General features: G+C 71.4%; 22 protein-coding genes and 1 pseudogene. 6 read left to right on the top strand and 17 right to left on the bottom strand.

What is annotated here, in order from left to right; genetic code table 11:
* The 4 genes and pseudogenes from ACYVE7_RS10835 to ACYVE7_RS10820 form a co-directional block, all read right to left on the bottom strand.
* Window positions 1-271, bottom strand: a pseudogene (locus ACYVE7_RS10835) (sensor histidine kinase); the annotation flags it as partial.
* 26 nt (window positions 272-297) lie between these two features.
* The gene (locus tag ACYVE7_RS10830; RefSeq protein ID WP_460364477.1) at window positions 298-975 is read right to left on the bottom strand and encodes a response regulator transcription factor; all 678 of its coding nucleotides are present in this window, start codon (window positions 973-975) and stop codon (window positions 298-300) included.
* Window positions 976-1,050: 75 nt separating this feature from the next.
* Window positions 1,051-1,572, bottom strand: coding sequence for a hypothetical protein (locus ACYVE7_RS10825; RefSeq protein WP_460364476.1), 522 nt, complete (start codon window positions 1,570-1,572; stop codon window positions 1,051-1,053).
* A 75-nt stretch (window positions 1,573-1,647) separates the two neighbouring features.
* Window positions 1,648-2,847 carry a cytochrome P450 gene (locus ACYVE7_RS10820; protein ID WP_460364475.1) on the bottom strand — a complete coding sequence of 400 codons (1,200 nt, stop codon included), beginning with the start codon at window positions 2,845-2,847 and terminating at the stop codon, window positions 1,648-1,650.
* A gap of 56 nt (window positions 2,848-2,903) precedes the next feature.
* Between ACYVE7_RS10820 and ACYVE7_RS10815 the strand changes: the two genes are divergently transcribed.
* The gene (locus tag ACYVE7_RS10815) at window positions 2,904-3,491 is read left to right on the top strand and encodes a TetR/AcrR family transcriptional regulator (protein ID WP_460364474.1); all 588 of its coding nucleotides are present in this window, start codon (window positions 2,904-2,906) and stop codon (window positions 3,489-3,491) included.
* 1 nt (window position 3,492) lies between these two features.
* On the opposite strand, the gene ACYVE7_RS10810 is transcribed toward ACYVE7_RS10815, so the two are convergent.
* Window positions 3,493-4,344: a 3-methyladenine DNA glycosylase gene (locus ACYVE7_RS10810; RefSeq protein ID WP_460364473.1), complete on the bottom strand. Its 852-nt coding sequence runs from the start codon at window positions 4,342-4,344 to the stop codon at window positions 3,493-3,495.
* A 136-nt stretch (window positions 4,345-4,480) separates the two neighbouring features.
* Here ACYVE7_RS10810 and ACYVE7_RS10805 point away from each other — a divergent pair, with 136 nt between their 5' ends.
* From ACYVE7_RS10805 to ACYVE7_RS10795, 3 genes are all read left to right on the top strand, one after another.
* Window positions 4,481-4,771, top strand: a complete 291-nt coding sequence (locus ACYVE7_RS10805) for a DUF397 domain-containing protein (RefSeq protein WP_460364471.1) — start codon at window positions 4,481-4,483, stop codon at window positions 4,769-4,771.
* A gap of 72 nt (window positions 4,772-4,843) precedes the next feature.
* Window positions 4,844-5,734 carry a helix-turn-helix domain-containing protein gene (locus ACYVE7_RS10800; protein ID WP_460364470.1) on the top strand — a complete coding sequence of 297 codons (891 nt, stop codon included), beginning with the start codon at window positions 4,844-4,846 and terminating at the stop codon, window positions 5,732-5,734.
* Between the two features lie 309 nt (window positions 5,735-6,043).
* Window positions 6,044-6,958, top strand: a complete 915-nt coding sequence (locus ACYVE7_RS10795; protein WP_460364469.1) for a helix-turn-helix domain-containing protein — start codon at window positions 6,044-6,046, stop codon at window positions 6,956-6,958.
* 10 nt (window positions 6,959-6,968) lie between these two features.
* Here the strand turns inward: ACYVE7_RS10795 and ACYVE7_RS10790 are convergent, their stop codons facing one another.
* Complete coding sequence (locus ACYVE7_RS10790) at window positions 6,969-7,778, bottom strand: alpha/beta fold hydrolase (RefSeq protein WP_460364468.1); 810 nt, start codon at window positions 7,776-7,778, stop codon at window positions 6,969-6,971.
* A gap of 120 nt (window positions 7,779-7,898) precedes the next feature.
* On the opposite strand from ACYVE7_RS10790, the gene ACYVE7_RS10785 reads away from it, so the two are divergent.
* Complete coding sequence (locus ACYVE7_RS10785; RefSeq protein ID WP_460364467.1) at window positions 7,899-8,465, top strand: TetR/AcrR family transcriptional regulator; 567 nt, start codon at window positions 7,899-7,901, stop codon at window positions 8,463-8,465.
* A gap of 28 nt (window positions 8,466-8,493) precedes the next feature.
* Here ACYVE7_RS10785 and ACYVE7_RS10780 read toward each other — a convergent pair whose 3' ends face one another.
* Both ACYVE7_RS10780 and ACYVE7_RS10775 read right to left on the bottom strand, forming a co-directional pair.
* Window positions 8,494-9,282, bottom strand: a complete 789-nt coding sequence (locus ACYVE7_RS10780; protein WP_460364466.1) for an SDR family oxidoreductase — start codon at window positions 9,280-9,282, stop codon at window positions 8,494-8,496.
* A gap of 89 nt (window positions 9,283-9,371) precedes the next feature.
* Window positions 9,372-9,947: a TetR/AcrR family transcriptional regulator gene (locus ACYVE7_RS10775; RefSeq protein WP_460364465.1), complete on the bottom strand. Its 576-nt coding sequence runs from the start codon at window positions 9,945-9,947 to the stop codon at window positions 9,372-9,374.
* 135 nt (window positions 9,948-10,082) lie between these two features.
* Here ACYVE7_RS10775 and ACYVE7_RS10770 point away from each other — a divergent pair, with 135 nt between their 5' ends.
* Window positions 10,083-10,979, top strand: a complete 897-nt coding sequence (locus ACYVE7_RS10770) for an endonuclease/exonuclease/phosphatase family protein (RefSeq protein ID WP_460364464.1) — start codon at window positions 10,083-10,085, stop codon at window positions 10,977-10,979.
* Between the two features lie 55 nt (window positions 10,980-11,034).
* Here ACYVE7_RS10770 and ACYVE7_RS10765 read toward each other — a convergent pair whose 3' ends face one another.
* The 9 genes from ACYVE7_RS10765 to ACYVE7_RS10725 form a co-directional block, all read right to left on the bottom strand.
* Window positions 11,035-12,267: a hypothetical protein gene (locus tag ACYVE7_RS10765; RefSeq protein ID WP_460364463.1), complete on the bottom strand. Its 1,233-nt coding sequence runs from the start codon at window positions 12,265-12,267 to the stop codon at window positions 11,035-11,037.
* Between the two features lie 6 nt (window positions 12,268-12,273).
* Window positions 12,274-12,654, bottom strand: a complete 381-nt coding sequence (locus ACYVE7_RS10760) for a hypothetical protein (protein WP_460364462.1) — start codon at window positions 12,652-12,654, stop codon at window positions 12,274-12,276.
* 259 nt (window positions 12,655-12,913) lie between these two features.
* The gene (locus ACYVE7_RS10755) at window positions 12,914-15,703 is read right to left on the bottom strand and encodes a helix-turn-helix transcriptional regulator (protein ID WP_460364461.1); all 2,790 of its coding nucleotides are present in this window, start codon (window positions 15,701-15,703) and stop codon (window positions 12,914-12,916) included.
* Window positions 15,704-15,787: 84 nt separating this feature from the next.
* Window positions 15,788-16,480, bottom strand: coding sequence for an alpha/beta fold hydrolase (locus ACYVE7_RS10750; protein ID WP_460364460.1), 693 nt, complete (start codon window positions 16,478-16,480; stop codon window positions 15,788-15,790).
* Window positions 16,481-16,600: 120 nt separating this feature from the next.
* Window positions 16,601-16,789, bottom strand: coding sequence for a hypothetical protein (locus tag ACYVE7_RS10745; protein WP_460364459.1), 189 nt, complete (start codon window positions 16,787-16,789; stop codon window positions 16,601-16,603).
* Between the two features lie 63 nt (window positions 16,790-16,852).
* Window positions 16,853-18,349 (bottom strand): alkaline phosphatase family protein, encoded by a 1,497-nt coding sequence (locus ACYVE7_RS10740; RefSeq protein ID WP_460364458.1) that lies wholly within the window; start codon window positions 18,347-18,349, stop codon window positions 16,853-16,855.
* A gap of 184 nt (window positions 18,350-18,533) precedes the next feature.
* Window positions 18,534-19,451, bottom strand: a complete 918-nt coding sequence (locus ACYVE7_RS10735; RefSeq protein WP_460364457.1) for a LysR family transcriptional regulator — start codon at window positions 19,449-19,451, stop codon at window positions 18,534-18,536.
* A gap of 27 nt (window positions 19,452-19,478) precedes the next feature.
* On the bottom strand, window positions 19,479-20,300 hold the full coding sequence (phnE, locus tag ACYVE7_RS10730) for a phosphonate ABC transporter, permease protein PhnE (protein WP_460364456.1): 822 nt from the start codon (window positions 20,298-20,300) through the stop codon (window positions 19,479-19,481).
* Window positions 20,297-20,742: ATP-binding cassette domain-containing protein (locus ACYVE7_RS10725; RefSeq protein WP_460364455.1), on the bottom strand; the 446-nt coding region annotated here is incomplete at its 5' end. The genes phnE and ACYVE7_RS10725, both read right to left, overlap by 4 nt.

Genomic DNA, 20,742 nt, shown 5'->3' with positions numbered 1-20,742 from the left:
GCGCCGCGGGGACCGAGCCGACCACCAGCGGCGCGGCGCCCGGCACCTCGACGAGGACCCCGCCGGAGCCACCGTCGGTGGCGGCCGCCATGATCCGCTCGCCCGATCCTTCGCCCCTGCGCACCGCGCGGGCGTAGGTCGCGGCCAGCGGCGTCAGCGCCTGAAGCCGGCTCGTGATCCGGCTGTCCCGTTCGTCGGTGAGGTCGCCTGCCGCGACCTTCAGCATGAGCAGCCCGGCCAGCCCCACCATCAGCGGGACGAGCACAGCCACACAGACCGCGATCCTGGTCGACAGCCTCACCGCTGGTCCCGCAGCACATAGCCGACGCCCCGCACCGTGTGCAGCATCCGTGGTTCGCCGCCCGCCTCCAGCTTGCGGCGCAGATAGCCGACGAAGGTCTCCACGGCGTTGTCGGTGACGGCGAAGTCGTAGCCCCAGACCCGGTCCAGCAGAACGGTCCGGGACAGGACGATCCCGGCGTTCCTGGCCAGGGCCTCCAGCAGGTCGAACTCGCGGCGGGTCAGCCCGAGATCACGACCGCCGAGGCTCGCGGAGCGGCCCTCGGGGTCGAGCACGAGCTCACCGACCCGCACTCCCCCGCCGGGCGCCGTCCTGGTTCTGCGCAGCAGCGCCCGCAGCCGGAGGACCAGTTCGGTCAGGTCGAACGGCTTCACCATGTAGTCGTCGGCGCCCGCCGACAGCCCGGCGACACGGTCGGCGACCTCGTCCAGGGCCGACAGCATGAGGATGGGCACTTCGGAGCCGCCTGAGCGGAGGGTCCGGCAGACCTCGATCCCGGACAGGCCGGACATCGAGACGTCCAGGACGATCGCGTCGGCGGGTCCCGCGGCCTCCAGGGCCTCCGCGCCGGACGCGGCGGTGTCGACGGTGAACCCCTCCAGCCGCAGCCCCCGGCCCAGGACGCGCAGGATCGCCGGATCGTCGTCCACGGCGAGGATCCGCGCCCCTTGCATCTTCGGCTCCCAGGTCACCGGCACAAAGTACAAGAAAAGCCGGGACGCTCAGCGCCCCGGCCCGCCCCGGAGGAGCTACGCCTTGCGGCGGACGGTGAACGGCACGTGCGCCGGGTGCTGACGCCACTTGCCGAGGTAGACCTGGCGCTTGGGCAGCGTCCGGTCGCCGATCTTGAGGTCGGCGACGGTCAGCGTGGTCCCGCACGCCAGGCGGAAGTCGAAACCGTCGATCAGCCCGTGGTTGTTGAGCTGGAAGTAGAGGGTCTTCTTGTCGATCGACAGCCAGAGCTTGTCGACCTTCTCCAGCTTGACCGCCTTGATGTTCACGAACTGCTTGTCGGAGGTCAGTGAGCCGCGGTAGACGCGCTTGTCGTGCCGCTTGTGGGTGACGCGCACGTGGAAGCCGCGCTTGTCGTGCCACAGGTAGGTGCCGCTGCGGGAGCCCGCGTGCAGCTTGACCGGACGGCCCTGAACCCTGTCCCGCCACTGCTTGACGTCACAGGTGTCGGTCGTCGCGGTGGCCGGGCTCGGCGCCACGGCCACCAGGCCGGAGGCCGACAGCCCCAGAACCGTCGCGAGCAGAACACGCCGCTGCATGGTTTTCCCCTCTTTCGGTGCGTTCGGACGGCTGGAAGCTAGCGGGGAAACCTGGCAAAACCCTGAGATCGGGCCCTAGGACCGCAGTTCTCCGGCGGGCACGGGGAGGGAGTGGAAGCCGCGGGTGAACGGGGAGCTGATCCGGCGGGCGGACGCCGCGTCCACGCCCAGCGTGGGATGACGCGTGTACAGCTCCTCCAGGGCGACCCTGGCCTGGAGTTTCGCCAGATGGGAGCCGATGCAGAAGTGCGGTCCCGTCGCGAAGCCCAGGTGGCGCGGGATCGTCCGGTACAGATCGAAGACGCCCGCGGTGGCGCCGAACTCGCGTTCGTCGCGGTTGGCCGAACCGTAGAGCATCAGCACCTTCTCCCCTTCGGGGATCTCCACTCCGTGCAGCGTGACGGGACGGGTGGTGGTGCGGGCCAGCGCCTGGACGGAGCTCTCGAACCGCAGCACCTCGGTGAGCGCGTTCGGGATCAGCGCGAAGTCGGCGGTGAGGGCCTCGCGCTGGGCGTGGTCGGAGTCGAGCAGCAGGACGGCGTGGGAGATCAGGTTGCCGGTCGTGTCGTTGCCGCCCGCGACCATGACGAAGCAGAAGCCGAGGACGTCCCAGTCGGTGAGGCGGTCGCCGTCGATCTCCGCGGCGACCAGCGCGGAGATCAGGTCGTCGCCGGGACGGGCCCGGCGGGCCGTCACCAGCTCGCCGAAGTAGCCGAACATCTCCGCGACGGCCGAGACCGCGGCCTGGTCGTCGAGGTCGAGCCCTTCGTCCTGGACGGAGACCAGGGCGTCGACCCACGGGTCGAACCTGGCGCGGTCGGCTGCCGGGACGCCGAGCAGATGGGCCAGCGCGAACGTCGGGATCGGCGAGGAGAAGTCCTGGTGCAGATCGACCGGCTCGCCGTCGGCGGCCTTGCGGTCCAGGACGTCCAGCCGCTCCCGGACGAACGCCCGCAGCAGTTCCTCCAGGGCCGCGATCCGGCGGGGCGTGAAGCCCGCGCTGATCAGGCGGCGCAGTTCGGTGTGGCGCGGCGGGTCGAGCATGACCATGGTGGGGGCGAGGCCCAGCGCGGTGATCTCGTCGGGGTGGAAGGTGAGGCCCTGCGCGGAGGAGAAGGTCGCGGGGTCGCGGAGGGCGTGCCAGATGTCGTCGAAGCGGGAGAGCGCCCAGTAGTGCGGGCCGCCGTGCCGGTGGACCGGATCGTCGTCGCGCAGCGCGCGGTAGGCGGGATAGGGGTCGGTCTGGAAGGCGGGGTCGAACGGGTCGTAGCGCACGGGGGCACCTCGTTCTAACGGGAGTCGTTATTAACGCATCCTGTTAGTATCACCGGATGGCGAAGGACGCAACGGTCACGAGGGAGCGGCTGCTGGACGCCGGAGCCCGGCTGTTCGCGACCGAGGGCATCGACGCCGCCCGCACCCGCGACATCGTCCGGGAGGCGGGGCAGGCCAACGACTCGGCGATCACCTACCACTTCAAGTCCCGGCGGGGGCTGCTGGAGGCGATCCTCAGGGCCGGGGTCGACCGGATGGAACCCGCCCGGCGCGCCGCCGACCCGGCCGGGCTGGCGGAGATCGTCACGGCGATCACCGGGCCGATCGCGGGCGAGCTCCGCACCGAACGGGGGCGCTGGTTCCTGCTGATCGTCGCCCAGGTCGCCGGGCGGGCCGGGATCCGCAGCCACAGCACACCGTCGCTGATCGCGGGCACCGCCATCGCGGCCCAGCTCGGGCTGCTGGAGCGGGAGTGCCTGGGGTTCCTGCCGGAGTCCGTCGCGCTGGAGCGGGTGGCGGCCTTCGTGGCGTTCCTGACGGCTTCCCTCGCCGACCGCGCCGCCCGTCCGGGGCCGCATCTGCTCGACCACGACGCCTACACCGCGAACCTCGACGCCATGCTCACCGCCGCGCTGCGCGCCTGACTCACGCGAGCAGCGCGTCGCACTCCTTGACCAGACGTGCGCGCAGCGGCGCCGCTCGGACGGCGAAGCCCTTCTGCGCGGCCGCGTACTCGGCGCGTCCCTCGGCCGTCTCGACCCTGACCGGCTCGTAGCCGAGCTCGCGCAGATCGTAGGGGCTGGCCTTCATGTCCGTCGCGCGGATGTCGCGGGACAGCGCGAAGCAGTCGGCCACCAGCTCGCTCGGCACCAGCGGCGACAGCTTGTACGCCCACTTGTACAGATCCATGTTGGCGTGCAGGCAGCCGGGCTGGTCCAGCTCGTGCTGGGACTCGCGGGTCGGCTGGAGCAGGTTCAGCGGCCGGGCCGGCTCGGTGAAGAACCGGAACGCGTCGAAGTGGGAGCAGCGCACGCCCCGCTCGTCGACGACCTGGGCTGTCCGTTCGGGACCGAGCCGCAGCGGCCAGGACGCGTGCCGGACGTCGTCCGGCGGCAGCTTGTAGACCATCGCCCACTCGTGCATCCCGAAACAGCCCAGGTGGGCGGGGCGGGAGGCCGTCGCGGTGAGCAGGCCGCGGATCCAGGAGATCGACTCGCGGCGGCGCGGCAGCAGGGCCGCGACGTCGACGGTCGCGCCTTCCGGGGTGTCCACGTAGTGCGGGCCGTGGGAGCGTGCCCCCGCCAGCACGACGCCCGCGCCGGGATGCCAGTTGAGCAGCCGGCCGGGCCGCTGCCCGTAGTAGGTGAACAGGAAGTCCTCGACCGGATGGCCGACGCCCGCCTTGCGCTGCTCCAGGTAGGGGCCGATCAACGCGTCCAGCCGGGCCCGGTGCGCGGCCGCCCGCGCCCGCCAGGCACTCTCCTCCAGAACCTCCACCCCAGCAGGGTACCCGGGGTTCCCTGACGCCCATTCTCGCGTTTGTCAGCACATCTGCAATCGCAGATGATAAAACCAAACGCGAACACAAATGCACGTGCAGGGGACGCACGGGCCATCTTGAGGAGCGTGAGCGATGCGGATGCTGCAGGCCTTCAACGGAATGCCCGCCCAGTGGCTGACCGTCACTGCCTGGCGGAAGAGCCGCCACAGCAACCCCAGCGGGAGCTGCTTCGAGCTCGCCGCGCTGCCCGACGAGGAGATCGCGGTCCGCAATTCCCGCCACCCCGGCGGACCAGCCCTGATCTTCACCGCCGACGAGATCGCCGCTTTCGTGCGCGGCGCCAAGGACGGCGAGTTCGACGATCTTCTCGAGGCGGCGGGCGCGGACACCCGCCAGCCGGAGAACCTGGGCATCGCGGGGTGACGCCGACCGGCCGCCGGGTGGGAGACTGGGTCTTCGAGCCGCCCCGGCGGCCCGGCCCCTCGAAGGAGAACGATGCAACCGGCTGAGGCCCCCGACGGCCCGCACGGGAGTGCGCCCAGCGGGCCCACCGCCCTGCGCATCATGGTCGGCTCGCAGCTGCGCCGGCTGCGCGAGTCCCGCGGGATCAGCCGCGAGCGCGCCGCGGACGCCATCCGGGCCACCCACTCCAAGATCAGCCGACTGGAGCTCGGGCGCAGCGGGTTCAAGCAGCGCGATCTGACCGATCTGCTCGACCTCTACGGCATCGACGCGCCCCGCGAGCGGGAGACCCTGCTGGAACTGGCGCGCCAGGCGTCCGAACCCGGCTGGTGGCACCGGTACCAGGACGTCATGCCGGGATGGTTGGAGCCTTATATCGGGCTGGAGTCGGCGGCCTCGCTGATCCGTTCCTATGAGGTGCAGTTCGTGCACGGGCTGATGCAGACCGAGCCCTATTCGCGGGCCGTCGTCCGGCTGGGCAATCCGAACGCGCCGATCACCGAGATCGAGCGGCGGGTGCGGCTGCGGATGACCCGGCAGGAACTGCTGAACGGACCCAACCGGCCCAAGCTGTGGGCGGTGCTCGACGAGGCGGCGCTGCGACGTCCGCTGGGCGGGCGCGAGGTCATGCGCGGCCAGCTGGAGCATCTGCTGGAACTGACCGAGCATCCGGACGTCACGCTGCAGGTGCTGCCGTTCCTGGCGGGGGCGCATCCGGCGGGCGGCGGGCCGTTCACGATCCTGCGCTTCCCGCACGTCGAGCTGCCGGACGTCGTCTACCTGGAGCAGCTGAACAGCGCCCTCTACCTGGACAAGGTCGACGACGTCAGCGGCTACGCCTACATCATGGACCAGCTCGCGGTGATCGCCCAGGACAAGCCGACCACCCGGCGGACCCTCGCCGAGCTCCTCGACCGCCTTTAAAGGACCGGTCCCGACGGTCGTTGCCCGGACGACCATCGGGACCGATCGGGGCAGGTCACCCGTCTCCGGCGACCGACCCCCAGGGGGAGGGCTTATGCGCGGAAGTGGTTGAAGATTCCGCTATCGGTCATCCTGGCCCTGAAGGATCTCTGGCGCAAGCACATTCGCATCTTCAATTGGATTCGCATCTGCACGTGCATGTTCACCAGGGCAGATATGAAATAGGAGTTTTTGGAACGAATCACCGACGATCTGTGAAACGAGGTCCGATAGTGCGACACTGCTCCGAGATCCAGCAGGGAGCAGCAGATGATCGCGGATCAGGTGGGCATGTCCCCGTATCCCGAGCCGGAGGACGACGCGCCCGTCAGTCCGTCCGGCGGCCCCACCGCGCTGCGGATCATGCTGGGCGCCCAACTCCGGCGCCTGCGTGAGGCGCGCGGTGTCAGCCGTGAAGAGGCGGCCGACGCGCTGCGCGCCACGCACAGCAAGATCAGCCGGATCGAGCTCGGCCGTAGCGCCTTCAAACAGCGCGACCTCGACGACCTGCTCGACCTGTACGACATCACCGAACCGCGCGAACGCGACGCGATGATGATCCTCGCCCGGCAGGCGAACGTGCCGGGCTGGTGGCACCGGTACAGCGACGTCCTGCCGCCGTGGCTCGAACCCTACATCGGGCTGGAGTCGGCGGCCGCGGTGCTCCGCTCGTTCGAGGTCCAGTTCGTGCACGGACTGATGCAGACCGAGGACTACGCGCGCGCCGTCATCCGGATGGGCAACGCCGCCGCCTCCCCCGGCGAGATCGAGCGGCGGGTCCGGCTGCGGATGACGCGCCAGCGGATGCTCGCCGAGACCGACCGGCTGAAGATCTGGGCGGTGCTCGACGAGGCCGCGCTGCACCGGCCGTTCGGGAGCCGGTCGGTGCTGCGCGGCCAGATCGAGCATCTGCTGGAACTGTCCGAGCACCCCAACGTGATGCTGCAGATCCTCCCGTTCACCGTCGGGGCGCACCCGGGCGCCGGCGGGCCGTTCACGATCCTCCGCTTCCACCAGCGCGACCTACCGGACGTCGTCTACCTGGAGCAGCTCAGCAGCGCCCTCTACCTCGACAAACTGGAAGACGTCGAGGGCTATATGCGCATCATGGACGAGCTCTGCATCCTCGCCGAAGACGGCGACGGCACCCGCACCATCCTCGCCAACCTGCTCCGCGAGCTCTGACACCACCTCGTCAGCCAGTGGATCGGGCCGCGGCGCGAATGAGGTCGGCCACGGCGCGGGCCCGGGAGACCGGGGAGGCGTGCGAGGCGGCGACCTCGACGGTGCGGGCGTGCATCCGCCCGGCCATGAAGCGCTGCGCGGCCGGCGGGATGGCCTTGTCGTTCGTCGAGACCAGGAACCAGGCGGGCAGCTTCCGCCAGGCCGGAGCGCCTGAGCGTCCGATGACGGCGTCGAGGGAGAGCGGACGCTGGGCGGCCGCCATCAGGACGGTGCGCGCGGCGGGGACGTCACCGGCGAACACCTTCCGGAACTTGACGGGGTCGATGGTGAACTCGGTGCCCTGCTTCCCGTCCGGCTTGAGGTAGGGCTGGGGCACGAGGGCCTTGCCGAGCGCGCTGGGGAACCTCTCGCTGATGGTCGCGGTGCTCTCGCCCTTGTCCGGCGCGAACGCGGCGACGTAGACCAACGCCTTCACATTGGACGCCGAGCGGGCCGCGTTGGTGATGACGGCTCCGCCGTAGGAGTGACCGGCCAGCACCACGGGGCCCTTGACGCCCTTGACCACGCTCGCGACATAGGCCGCGTCGCTCTTCAGATCGCGCAGCGGGTTCGCCACGGCGATCGTCTTGTAGCCGTGGCGGTGGAGGGCGCGGATGACGCCGCTCCAGCTACTGCCGTCGGAGAAGGCGCCGTGGACCAGCACCACGGTCGGTTTGGCGCGGCCTTCGGCCGTGGGAGCGGCACCCGAGGCCGCGCTGGCTCCCCCTCCGACGACAGCGACGGCGACTAGGACCGCGGAGGCGCTTGCGAGACGGTTCATCAGACGAGATCCTCTCGTAGAGAAAGAACGTTCGTTCTCCCTTGGGAGGAAGCTATCCGGGGCGGCCGCGACGTGTCAAGATCGGAAACGAACGGGGTGCCGGTGCCTTAATCTCGGTGCATGAAAGAACCCGAGCAGCCTCCCGCGACGCCACGGGAGCGGCTTCTCGAGACCGCGGCCCGGCTGTTCTACGCGGAGGGCATCCACGCGCTGGGCGTCGACCGGCTCGTCACCGAGGCCAGGGTCACCCGCGCCACGTTCTACCGGCACTTCCCGTCCAAGGACGATCTGGTGCTCGCCTACCTCGGCCACCACGACCGGCTGATCCGCGGCGGGATCAAGGCGGCCGTCACGGGACAGGAGCCGCGCCGGGCGCTGAGCAACATCTTCACCGGGATGGCCGGCCACGCCTGCGGCCCCGGATTCCGCGGCTGCCCGTTCATCAACGCCGCCGCCGAGTACCCCGACCCGTCCTGCCCGGTCCGCCTGGCCGTCGACGAGCACCGCACCTGGCTCCGCGGAACCCTCCGCGCCCTGCTCGTCGACGTCGGCCACCCGTCCCCCGACCTCGCCGCCCAATCCCTCCTCTTCCTCCGCGACGGCATCATGGTCGGCAGCTACCTCGACTCCCCCGCGACCGTCACCGCAGCCGTCCAGCACGTCGTGGACGCGACGCTCGCCGCATAGCCCGTCCACCGAGGCGCGGGGGTTGCCCTTAGCTGGCTTTGAGGGTTCCGCCGTCGATGATGAGGTCGGCGCCGACGATGCCGGCGGCTAGGGGGGAGGTGAGGAAGGTGATCAGGGCGGCGACCTCTTCCGGCTCGGTGATCCGGCCTGAGGCGACGCCGAAGGTCGCGGGGAGCGTGGCCAGGAAGTCCTCGTGTGAGGCGCCGAAGGTCTCGGCGACCTTGGCGCCGAAACCGTCAGGGGCGCGCCACAGTCCGGTGCCGACCGGTCCGGGTGAGACCGTGTTCACCCGGACGCCCTGCGGCCCGAACTCCTCGCTCAGGCGCTTGCCGAACGCGGTGAGCGCCGCTTTCGCCTCGCTGTAGCCCACCGGTCCCGTCGACGGCACCCGAGCGTTGATGGAGGAGACGTTGACGATGACGCCGCGGCGCGCCAGCAGGCCGGGCAGCGCGGCACGCGAAGCCCACACGGCGCTGAACAGGTTCAGGGCGAACAGGTCATGCCACTGCTCGTCGTCGGCGTCCAGGAACCCGCCGAGCTTCAACTGGTCCGCGTCGCCCGCGCCGACGTTGTTCACCAGGATGTCGATGCCACCGGTCCGTGCCACCGCGACGTCGACGACCGACCGGGCACCCTCGGGTGTGGCCAGATCGGCGGCGACGCTGAGGGGGGCCACCTCCTTCAGCTCCGGTGTGATCGTGCGTGCCGCGCCGACGACCCGCACCCCTTCCCCGGCCAGCGCTCGTGCCACCGCGAGGCCGATACCGCGGCTCGCCCCGGTCACCACTGCCGTCTTACCGCTGAGTGAGAGATCCATCCCTGTCACCTTTCTCGAACTCCGGTTTTTGAACTACTGGTCTAAAACTAGGGCATGGCGAAACGCCGCCGTTCTCGGCGAGAACGGATCTAGAGGACCGTCAGGGCGGTGTCGATGACGCGATGGAGCGCGGGGGCCTCCTGGGTCATGGCCATGACACGGAGCCCGGCCAGGGTGGTCGCGAGATGCTCGGCCAGCGCCTGGGGGTCCTTGTCGCGTGCCACGTCGCCTTCGGCTTGGCCGCGCCGGATCCGCTCCGCGAACCAGCCCGTGGACTCCGCCTGCATACGACGGAGTTTTCCGGCGAGTTCGGTGTCCTGGCCGGCGAGCTCGACCGCCGTGTTCCCGATCAGGCAGCCGCGGCGCTGCGGCTGCGCCAGGTCGGCGTCGACCACCGACCGCAGCGCCGCGCCGATGCACTCGCGCGTCGTGCCCGGATGCTCCAGAAGCCCCTGCGCCAGCTCGGAGATCTGCTGGTGGTAGAGATCCAGACAGCGGTCGAACAGGCTCCGCTTGCTGGCGAAGGCGTTGTAGAGACTGCCCTTGGCGATGCCCGTCGCGGCGGCCAGCTGCGCCGGAGAGGTGCCGCCGTAGCCGTGCGTCCAGAACGCCTCCATCGCACGCGCGACCACGACGTCGTCGTCAAAACTCCTCGGCCTTCCCATGGCTCCGACCCTAGCCGTTATGGACCTAGGGGTCAAGAATGGCGGGCGATCCATCACTCACTTGAGGCATTGGCAGCGGTCCTGTGCCGTCTTAGGCTCCGGGTGACGTGAGGATCCTTCAACTTTTGGAGTCGTATGCGCGGAGCTCGCCTGACGGCGGCCCTTGGTTCGGCCGCCGCCCTCGCCCTCGCCCTCGTCCCGTCCGGTGTCGCCGCGGCCGGCCCGGGCGGCACGTTCTCGGCCATCACCTACAACGTCGCGGGGCTTCCTGAGCCCCTGTCCAGTGCGCCTTACCCGCGACTGGAGGCCCATCTGACGATCGGGTCCAGGCTCGGCGCCTACGACGTCGTCAACGTCCAGGAGGACTTCAACTACCACTGGGCGCTCTACTGGAACAACACCCATCCCCACCGGACCTGGTCGAGCGGTCCCGTGCCGTTCGGCAGCGGACTCAACACGATGGCGCGGTACCCCGTCACCGGCCTGAAGCGCGTCACGTGGGCCAAGTGCTACATCAACGAGGCCGACTGCCTGACGCCCAAGGGTTTCACGTTCAGCCGGATCCAGCTCGCGGACGGCGTCTCCTTCGACCTCTACAACCTCCACGCCGACGCGGGCGGCGACCCCGGCGACGTCAAGGCACGCAACGCCGGCCTGGCCCAGCTCACCAGCTACCTCGCCGAGCGCTCCGCCGGACGTGCCGTCGTCATCATGGGCGACACCAACACCCGCTACACCCGCCCCGGCGAGAACTTCAGCGCCTTCGTCCGGGACAACGCCCTCACCGACCCCTGGGTCGCCCTGAAGCAGAGCGGTGTCGAACCGACCCCGGCCACCCCTCCGGCCGGCTGCACCGCGACCGACCGCGAACGCTGCGAATCCATCGACAAGATCCTCTACCGCAGCTCCCCCGCCCTCACCCTGAACCCCACCGCGTACGCCAACGTCGCCGCCCAGTTCCTCCGGGCGGACGGCCAGCCCCTCTCCGACCACGACCCCATCACCGTCACGTTCACCTGGACGGCCCCCTGACTTCCGCGAACCCGGCGCGCGGCCCGCTCGATGAGCGGACCGTTCGCCATGACGCCTACCGGACGTCGCCGGTGATCTCCTGCACGAGGGCGCAGAGGGTTTCGCTCTGCTCGTCGGGGTCGGGGAGGGAGCGGGCGAGCCGTTCGGCGTCGGACAGTGCTGTTCTCGCCGCCGTCGGGTCGAGGCCGACCAGAACCGGGATGACCATTCCCAGGGCCCGGACGTGGTCCCAGGGGTCGGTGAGGGAGCGGGCGGTGCGTTCGGCGTCGGCCAGGAGGGTGCGGGCCGTTGCGGGGCCGGGTTCCGCCAGCGCGGCCGAGATCCTGGTTCTGACCATCTCGACCAGGGCTTCGCCGCGCTGGTGAGGGGTGGGCAGGGCGCGGGCGATGCGCTCGGCGTCGGCCGGGTCGGCTGAGGTGGTGTGGAGGCGGCCCAGGACTCTGACCTGGACGGAGGGGTCGGTGAGGGAGCGGGCGAGGCGGCCGGAGGCCTCGGGGTCGGTCTTCGCGAGGACTCGGATGAGCCGTCCCAGTGCGGTGACGCGCATGTCCTCCCGGGTGAGGGAGTCGACGACCGCCTCGGCCGCCGCGGGGTCGAGGGGCGCCAGGGCTTCGGCGACGAACGTCAGTGAGACGTCGCGGTGCGTGGCCGCGGTGGAGGCGCGGCTGAGCCGTTCGGCGATGACCAGGAGGGCTCTGGCCGCCGCCCGGTCGACCGCGGTCATCGCCGCGGCGACCTTGCAGAGCGCGGAACCCCGCAGGACGGGTTTGACGGACCGGGCGACGGCTTCGGCGTCGTCCAGGATCGCCCGTGCCGCCGCGGGGTCGGTGCGGGACAGCGCCACCGCCACCGTTCCCAGCGCCTCCGCCTGCCTGATCGAGGGTTCCTCGAGGGAACGGGCGACCTGTTCGGCGCTGTGCAGGGCCTCTCGCGCCTCCACTGGGTCGGTCGCGGCGAATGCCGTGGCGGCCTTCCACCGTGCGTGTGCCCGTGCCCGGTGGGAGCGTTCGGTGATGGCCCAGGTGGTGCGTCCGGCGTCCGACAGGATCTCTCTCGTCAGCTCGGGGTCGGAGCTCGCGAACGCCTCAGCGAGGCCGGACCGCGCGACGACGACGCCGCACAGCGCGTCGGACCGGTACCCGGGATCGGCGATGGACCGGGCGATGCCTTCGACGAGGGGCAGGAGGCCCACCTGGGCCTCGGCCAGGCCGGGGAAGGCCCAACCGCCCGACGCGCCCTCGCCGTCGATGGCGAGGGCGGGGTCATCTCTCGGAACACGCTCAAGCATCGGCGTTCACCACCACCGCCGGACCGCGTCGCCGAGCTCCCTGGTCCATTCGCGGTCCGACGGAACATAGTCGCGGTCGCGGACGTCCTCGACGAAGTTGGCGGGCAGTACCAGCGGACGTAGCGCCAGGTACACCAGGCTGTCGGTGCGCCACACCCACGTCCCGTCCGTGTTGAGCGACGGACCGCCCCCGATGTACTCGCCGGGCACCAGCAGGTTCGGCACCGACTCCATCACACTGAAACCGGCGGGAGTCTTACGCATGTAGTCCAGGATCCGCTTCCGATCCGGCTCCACGATCGTTCCGCGCGCATTATGGATCGACGGCAGGTCCTCCCGCTCGCCCCCGTACATCTCCCGGTACAACGCCACCGGCTTCAGCTCCACGACGCCCCTCTTCCTCTCACCACCGAAGAGAAAACACTAGCGTCTATTTACGACGAGAGCATCTGAGATGTCAGGACGGTCCGGCGAGCAGCGGCCCCGCGGTTCCGGGCGTCCGCTCCGGCGGGATCACGGCCGGGGCGTCGCCGACCGTCGCGCCAGGAACGCGGGCCGGTGGCCGCCCAGCACCCGAGCCGACTCCCCCGCCCCGTGAGCCGACCACCACGCCCGAACCCCCGGGACCGCAGCGATCTCGGGTCGCTCAGTCCGCTGAGGGCAGGGCGGCGAGGGCGTCGCGGAGGGCGGCTCGCGAGGTGATGCCGAGCTTGGGGAACACCTGGTAGAGGTGCGTGGAGACGGTTCGCGGGGAGAGGTAGAGGCGAGCGGCGATCTCCTTGTTGCTGTGGCCGGCGGCGGCGAGCAGTGCGATCTGGTGCTGTTGCGGAGTGAGGGAGACCAGGCCGGTCGCCGTCTTGGGGACGGCGACGCCGGTGGCGCGGAGTTCGCGGTCGGTTCGGGCGACCCACGGCGTGGCGGCGAGGCGGCGGAAGGCGTGGGCGGCCGCGGTGAGGTGGCGCCGGGCGTCGACGGCGTGCCTGGTGCGGCGTAGATGGCAGCCGTAGGCGAGCTGGACGCGGGCGAGGTCGAACGGCCAGCGGTCGTTCCCGGGGTCGGCGATCGCGGTTTCGAGTGCGGCGTCGCCGGCTTCGGTGCCGGTGAGGGCGGCTCCGGCGAGGATCACCAGGTTGAGCCGTGGGGACAGCCTGCCGAGGTCGAGTTCCCGTGCGGCCGCGACGTGGGCGGCGGCCTGGTCCCCTCGTCCGCTGTGGAGGGCGGCTTCGACGAGGTCGCTGAACACCCAGAGGGCGTGCGGGCGGTAGGGGGCGAGCGTGCCGGGCGGGCTGATGGCCGCGGCGTGGTGGAAAGCGGTCTCGAAGTCGCCCTGGCCGAGCGCGATGAGGGCGCGGATGTGGGAGGCGTAGGCGCCGATGATCCCGGCGCGGCGGGGACCGGCCCAGGCGTCCATGTCGTCCGCGGTGGCGGCCGCGTGCCGGGTGTCGCCGCGGGCGGCGGCCAGGAGGGCGTCGATGAGGCGCCCCGGCCAGGTGAGCAGGTCATAGCCGTGGGTGTCGCAGAGTTCGAGCCCCTCGTCGATCAGCTTCCGGGCCTCGTCCCAGCGTCCGGTGTGGAAGGCGTCCTGGCCGAGCAGGAAGAGCGATTCGATGGCCGAGGTGACCGCGCCGCCTTCGCGGCCGTGCTGGATGACGCGCTGCAGGGGCTCGCGGCAGCGGGAGAGCCGGTCGAGGTAGGCGACGGCGGTGCCGGTGCGGATGATCCGGGCGGAGCTGACCTCGTGGTCGAGGCTCGCGACGGCCGCGTCGGCCCGGGCGAGCATCTCCGGGGTGAGGCGGACGGGGTCGCTGAAGGTCCGGGACAGGATCGCCAGGAGTTCGGGCGGACGGGGCCGGAACCGGTCGACGGCGTCGAGGAGGGGCGGCCACAGGTCGGCGCGTCCACCGAAGAAGCAGACCATGAGCAGGGTGTAGAGCACCTCGATGAGGACGATGTCGTCGGCTCGTTCGGCGTCGTGAGGTTCATTGAGCGCGGCGGTGAGGAGCCGGTGGGCTGCGTCGACATCGCCGTCGCTGTGCAGGAGGTGGTAGGCGCGGGCACCGGCCACCGAGAGCGTGTCGCCCGGGCCTGGTTCGGCTTTCCTGGCCTGGTCGAGGAGGCCGGGAGCGTCACGAAGGTCACCGGTGACGATGATGCCGAGGTAGGCGGCCTCGGCCAGCCGTCCGCTGCGGCCCTTGCCCAGGGGGCTGAGGTCGGCGGCCCGCAGGAGATGGGTGACGGCGCCGACGGAGTCACCGCGTCGCAGGCTGGCGATCGCGACGCTTTTGAGGAGCGCCGCGACCTTCTCGTCGGGTTCCTGTGCGGCTTCGGCCCGGTGCCAGGTGTGCCGTTCCGGCCGGTCGGCGAGACGGACGGCGAGTTCGGCGTGGGTGGAGCGGCGCTGTTCGCTGGTCGACAGGTCGACCACGGCCGACAGGAGGAGAGGGTGCCGGAAGACGAGCCGGCCGGTGGACTCGTCGGCGCGGACGAGCCCCGCGCGTTCGGCCGGGCAGAGCCCGTCGCGGCCCCGGTCGGCGGCGATCGCCTGGATCAGCCGCAGATCACCGGTTCCGTCCAGCGCCGCCAGGAGCAGCAGCTCGAAGACCGGCACCGGCAGCGCCCGGACCCGGGAGGCGAAGACATCCTGCAGCCGTCTGCTGAGCGGCAGCGCCGCGGGGAGCGAACCTGCGACGGTATGGGCGAGGTCGCCGAGGGACACCGGGAGTTCGAGCAGGGCGAGCGGATTGCCCCGGGCGGCGTCCAGCAGCCGGCGCCGCACCCGGGGGGTCATCACCGGGTAGCGGTCGGCCAGCAGCGCCGCCGAGGCGTCGTCGGTGAGCGGTTCCACCGGCAGGACGGGGAGATCTCCCTGGTCGAAGTGGTGGGTCTCCCCCGTCCGGTAGGCCGCCAGCAGGCCCACCGGCAGCCCCGCGAGGCGGCGGGCGACCATGCCGAGGACTCCGGCGCTGGCCCGGTCGAGCCAGGGCAGATCATCAATGATCATCAGGAGCGGCCGCTGCTCGGACGCCTGCCGCAGCAGCGCCAGGACGGCGTTGGCGACGAGAAGCCGGGCCGGGGCCGGCCCCGTGGCCAGCCCGAGCGCGACGTTGAGGGCGTCGGCGAGCAGCGGGGGCAGCCGGGGAAGCTCGCCGAGGCACGGGTGGAGGAGCTGGTGGAGGGTGGCGTAGGAGATCTCGGCTTCGAACTGCGAACCGGTCGCCCGCAGGAGCCTGGCCCCGGAACCGTCCGCGAAAGCGGCCGCATGGTCCAGCAGAGCGGTCTTCCCGACCCCCGGATCACCCGCCAGCAGGAGCGCGCCCCCGATCCCCGTGCCGATCCCGGCGACCAGGGTCTCCAGCCGGACGGTCTCCGGGTCACGGCCGATCAGCTCCCCGGATCCGGCGACGCCCTGATCCGCACGCGCGCTGACCCCGTCCATCCTGCGACCTTCCGTCATCGGCGGAATCCTGTCCAGCCTCGGGTTCGTCGGGCGGGCCCCGGCGAGGCGGGGCCCGCCGCTGAGTCAGGAGTCCAGAGCCGTCGCGGCCTGCGCGATGACGGCCGCGACGGCGGCGGGGTTGGAGACGTAGACGGCGTGGCTGCCCGCGGTCTCGGTGACGGTCGAGCCCGCGCGCTCGGACATGGCCCGCTGGGCGGGCGGCGGGATCATGCGGTCGTCGGTGGCGACCAGATACCAGGACGGCTTGACGCGCCACGCGGGCTCGGACACCGCTCCGCCGAGCGCGTCCACGCCCCACGGCACCTGCGAGTCGGCCATGAACGCCGCCAGCCCCTCGGGGACGTCCGCGGCGAACGACGCGGCGAACTTCGCGCGGTCCAGGAACAGGAATCCGTCCTTGGGCGGCAGGATCGGCGGCACCGGCGCGCCGGGCGGCGGGTCGGCGATCAGGGTGTTGACCGACTCGCCCTTGTCCGGCGCGAACGCCGCGATGTAGGCGAGTGCCGCGACGTTCGGGTGGTTGCCCGCCTCACTGATCACGACTCCGCCGTAGGAGTGGCCGACCAGCACGGCAGGGCCGTCCAGGCCGTCGAGGACCTGGTGGGTGGCGGCGACGTCGCCCGCCAGCGACACGGTGGGGTTCTGCACGACGTGCACCCGGTAGCCGTCGGCGGTCAGGTGCTCGTACACGCCCTGCCAGCCCGACCCGTCGACGAATCCACCGTGCACGAGCACGATGTTCTTCAGTTCGCTCACGACACTGCCTCCAATGTCCGGGACCAGGCCCGGGCTCGATGGGGAGATGATCGGAACGGTAGATCTCCGCGCGCCCTCACCGAATGCGTCAGATGACGTAGACCGCGCCCGGGTCTCGGCTCACCCCGCGGGAGGTTCCTGGCCGCTCAGGACGGTCAGATAGCGCGGCGGCGCGGGCCCGAACCGGCTGATCAGGAGCATCCGGTGCGCCGCCTCGACGTCGCCCTCGCTGTTCACCAGGTAGGCGGCCGTCGCGACGGCCGCGTCCTGGGTCGCCGCGCTTCCGGGATCGTCGTGCGCAGGCGGCACGCTACCCGTGGTCCGGACCCCGCCGCCCGGGCAGGGTCGGGCGGGGGCCGGAGGGAGGCGGGGTCAGCCGAAGGCGGGCTGGTCGACCGTCCAGTACCAGTTGTTGTTCGCGTTCGCGAGACGGAACTTGATCTTCGCGGTCTGAGCGCCGGGCGGGATCGGGGCGGTGAGCGAGACGGATCGGGACTTCGCGTCGGCGGTGTACTGGAGGAGTTGCTGGTCGGGGCCGCCGTCGAAGGAGATCAGCACGGTCGCCCGCTGATTTCCTTCCTGGAGGTAGTGGGAGACGAACGAGATCGGCAGCGTGGTGCGGCCCGCGACCGGCACGTTCGGCGAGACCAGAGTGCTGGTGAAGGCCCCGCTGAACGACTTGTCGGCCCACTCGTCGCTCTCGGCGACCGCGAACACGCCCCGGGCGCGGACGTTGGTCTCACGGTTCTGGCCGGTCTGGGTGGAGGTCCAGAACTCGTCGTTGCTGAGCGTCCAGCCGCGCCACTCGGCGACGCCGCCGGTGCCCATGCCGGTGTTGTCGACGGTCCAGCCGCCCGGGAAGGTCTTCGTCCAGCCGAGCGTCGCGGCGGGGATGCCCGTCTCGTCCTGGCGGGCGGAGAGCGACGACCAGGCCGAGTCGAACACGTCGGTGGCCGGGCTGAGGATCGGCCTGCCGTCGAACTGGGCGGGCTTCGGCACGCCGAGGTAGTCGAGGGCGGTCGCGGCGACGTCCACGTTCTTCGGCTGGATCGACGGGGCGGAGACCGGGACACCGGAACCGTTGGCGATGACGAACGAGCGGCGTTCGAGCTTGCTCGCCCCGCCGTGGCCGCCCGCGTCGGTGTGGCCGTGGTCGGTGGTCACCAGGAACAGCCACTCCTCCGCGGCGTAGTTCGGCCGGGTCTTGATCGCGTTGATGACCGCACCGATGCGCGCGTCGGTCGACTGCATCGCCTGGGCGTAGGCGGCGCTGGCCCCGCCGGAGTCGTGCCCGGCGATGTCCACCTCGCCGAAGTAGACGAACGACGCGTGCGGGCCGTTGTCCCGGATGTAGGCGGCCGCGTCGTTCTGGATCCGGGTGTCCTCGGCCGGGTAGCCGTTGGCGTCGCCGTTCAGCACGTATTCGCGGTCCAGGCCAGGGCCGATGATGTTGTCGCCGATCGGCTTCCAGTCGACGCCCGCGTACGTGCCGAACGCGCCGTTGTGGGACTCGACGACGTTCAGGAAGCTCGGGTTGGCGCTCAGCGCGTTGCCCGAGAAGGAGTTGTCGACGACCTTGTGCTTGTCGGGCCAGGTTCCGGTGAGGTTGGTCGACCAGCCGGGCCCTGAGGAGGTCGCCGCCATCGGGCTCGCGTAAAGCCAGGTCGGCGAGGAGTAGCCGGTGGCGGCGAGGCCGTCGAGCGTCGGCAGGTTCAGCGACTGGACCTTGTCCCAGCGCGCCCCGTCGATGCCGAACACGACGACGTGGCGGTTGCCGGGCGCGGCGGCCCCGGCCGGGGCGGCGATCACGGCCGCGAGCGGAACGGTGAGGGCGGTGGCGGCGAGCACGGCGAGGGTGCGGCGTCTCATGTCTGGTCCTTCGTCTGGGGAGGTGGATGCCCACGAGCAGTCGATCAGCCGGGGACGGCCGCGCCCACCCCCGCCGTGTCGATGGGACCGATCAGTCCTCCTTATGGGATCCGTTCCCGCTGGTCGCCCGGGGTGCCACCGCTGGGACGTACGCCGGGGTTCACCGAGGATTCACCGGAGCCCGTCAGCTGATGGCCCGCAGCCGGGGCGGCCCGTCGTGGGCGGCCTGAAGGACGTCGATGAACGCCTGCTCCGCGGGTGTGAGCAACCGGTCCTTGCGGTGGGCGACGACCACCGGACAGGGCCTGCCCTGGGCGACGGGCAGCACCGCGAACCGGCGCTGCCCCGGTTCGCCCGCGACGCTGTGGTCGGGCAGCACCGCTATCCCGAGCCCTGCCGCGACGGCCTGCTTGACGGTCTCCGTGCCCCAGATCTCGCTGGTGGCGACGGTGTCCGCGAGCCCCCAGCGGGCCAGCACCTCCTCCTGCTGACGCCGGGTCGCCGAGCCGGGTTCACGCAGCAGGATCCGCTCCCCCGCGATCCGCTCGGACACCGGCTCCGCGCCGGCCGCGAGCGGATGGCCCGCCGGCACGATGAGCACCGGGCGGCTCTCCGCGACGGTCGCCGTGACGAGCTGCGCGGCACGGGCGGGCCCGCCGAGGAGCGCGACGCCGAGGTCGCCGTCCAGCAGCCGCTTCTCGATCTGGTCGGCGTTGCCCGCGACGATCCCGATCTCGATGCCGTCATAGCGGGCCCGGAACGACGCCAGAACGGGCGGCAGCAGATGCGCGGCGACCCCGCTGGAGCCGCCGATGACGAGCGTCCCGCTGCCCATCCCCGACACCCGCTGGATCGCGGCGACCGCCTCGTCGGCCAGCAGGAACATCCGGCGGGTGTAGTCGAGCAGCACCTCGCCCTCCGAGGTGACCCGGATCCGGGAGCCCGACCGGTCGATCAGCACCGTCCGGAGGTTCTTCTCCAGCCGGCGCACCTGCTGCGACACCGCGGACTGGGACAGGTAGAGCTTGTCGGCCGCGGCCGAGAAACCGCCGCGCTCCACGACCGTCATGAAGATCCACAACTGGTGCAGGTTGAGCTGCACGGGGCTCCTTCCCTGGCCGCGGCCTCCTCAGGCCGCGAGCCACCTGCGGACGAGCGTGCTGAGCTGGTCCACGACGACGACCAGCACGAGCACCATGAGGATGTAGGTCACCATCTGGTCGAACCTGAACAGCTGGATCGACTGGTTGATGAGGAAACCGATGCCGCCCGCCCCGACCAGGCCCAGCACCAGCGACGACCGTACGTTCACGTCCAGCCGGTAGAGCACGAGCCCGGCGAGCTGCGGCAGGCAGGCCGGGAGCACCGCGTGCAGCACGACCTGGGCGCGGCCTGCCCCGGCGATGCGCAGCGCCTGCGCGGGGCCCGGGTCGGTCTCCTCCATCGCCTCAGACCACAGCTTGCCCATGACCCCGACGTTGTGGCACACCAGCGCGAGCACGCCCGCGAACGGCCCCAGCCCCACCGCCGTCACGAAGATCAGCGCGAAGACCACGTCGGGCACCGCCCGCAGGAACGACATGACCGACCGGGACGCCTGGTAGAGGAGCGTGCCTCCGCCGGCCGCCCGGGAGCCGAGCACCGCCAGCACGATCGTGAACGGGATCGACAGGGTCGTGCCGAGCAGCCCGATCCACAGGGTGACCAGGCACGCCTTCAGCCCGTCCTGGACGACCGGCGACCAGGCGGTGTCGGGCGGCAGCGCCTCCGACACGAACCGCACCATGCCGCGCCAGCCCTCGGCGAGCATCGCGAGGTCCATGTCGGTCCCCCGCCAGGCCGCGACGTGCAGCCCGGCGACGACCGGCGTGATCAGGGCGCTCGCCGCGACGGCGCGGGGACGTCTGGGCCGGGGAGGCACGGCCCGGCGACCGGGCACGACGACGCTCACGCGGCCGCCTCCGCACTGAGATAGAGGGCGGAGACCCGCTCGGGGCCGATCTCCGTGACGGAGGCGCTGAACTCGATCAGGCCGTCGCCCAGGCCGACGAGCCGGTCGGCGTGACGGCGAGCCAGCTCCGGCTGGTGCAGGACCGCGGCGACCGCGATCGACTCGGCGCGGGCGAGCTCCGTCATCACCAGCATGACCTGCTCGGCGGCCGACGGGTCGAGCGCGGAGACCGGTTCGTCGGCGAGCAGCACCTCGGCGCGCTGGCACAACGCGCGGGCCAGCGCGACCCGCTGCTGCTGGCCGCCGGACAGAGCGGCGACCCGCTCGTGCGCGCGGTCCGCGAGACCGACCCGGTCCAGGCAGGCCATCGCCTCCTCGCGTACCTCGCGAGGGAAGAGCAGTGGGGCGAGCGACCGGTGCAGCGGCAGCCGTCCGAGTGCCC

The sequence above is a fragment of the Actinocorallia lasiicapitis genome (genome assembly GCF_054778695.1).
Note: the sequence above shows the minus strand (reverse complement) of the source record. Positions and strands in the feature narration are given on the sequence as shown.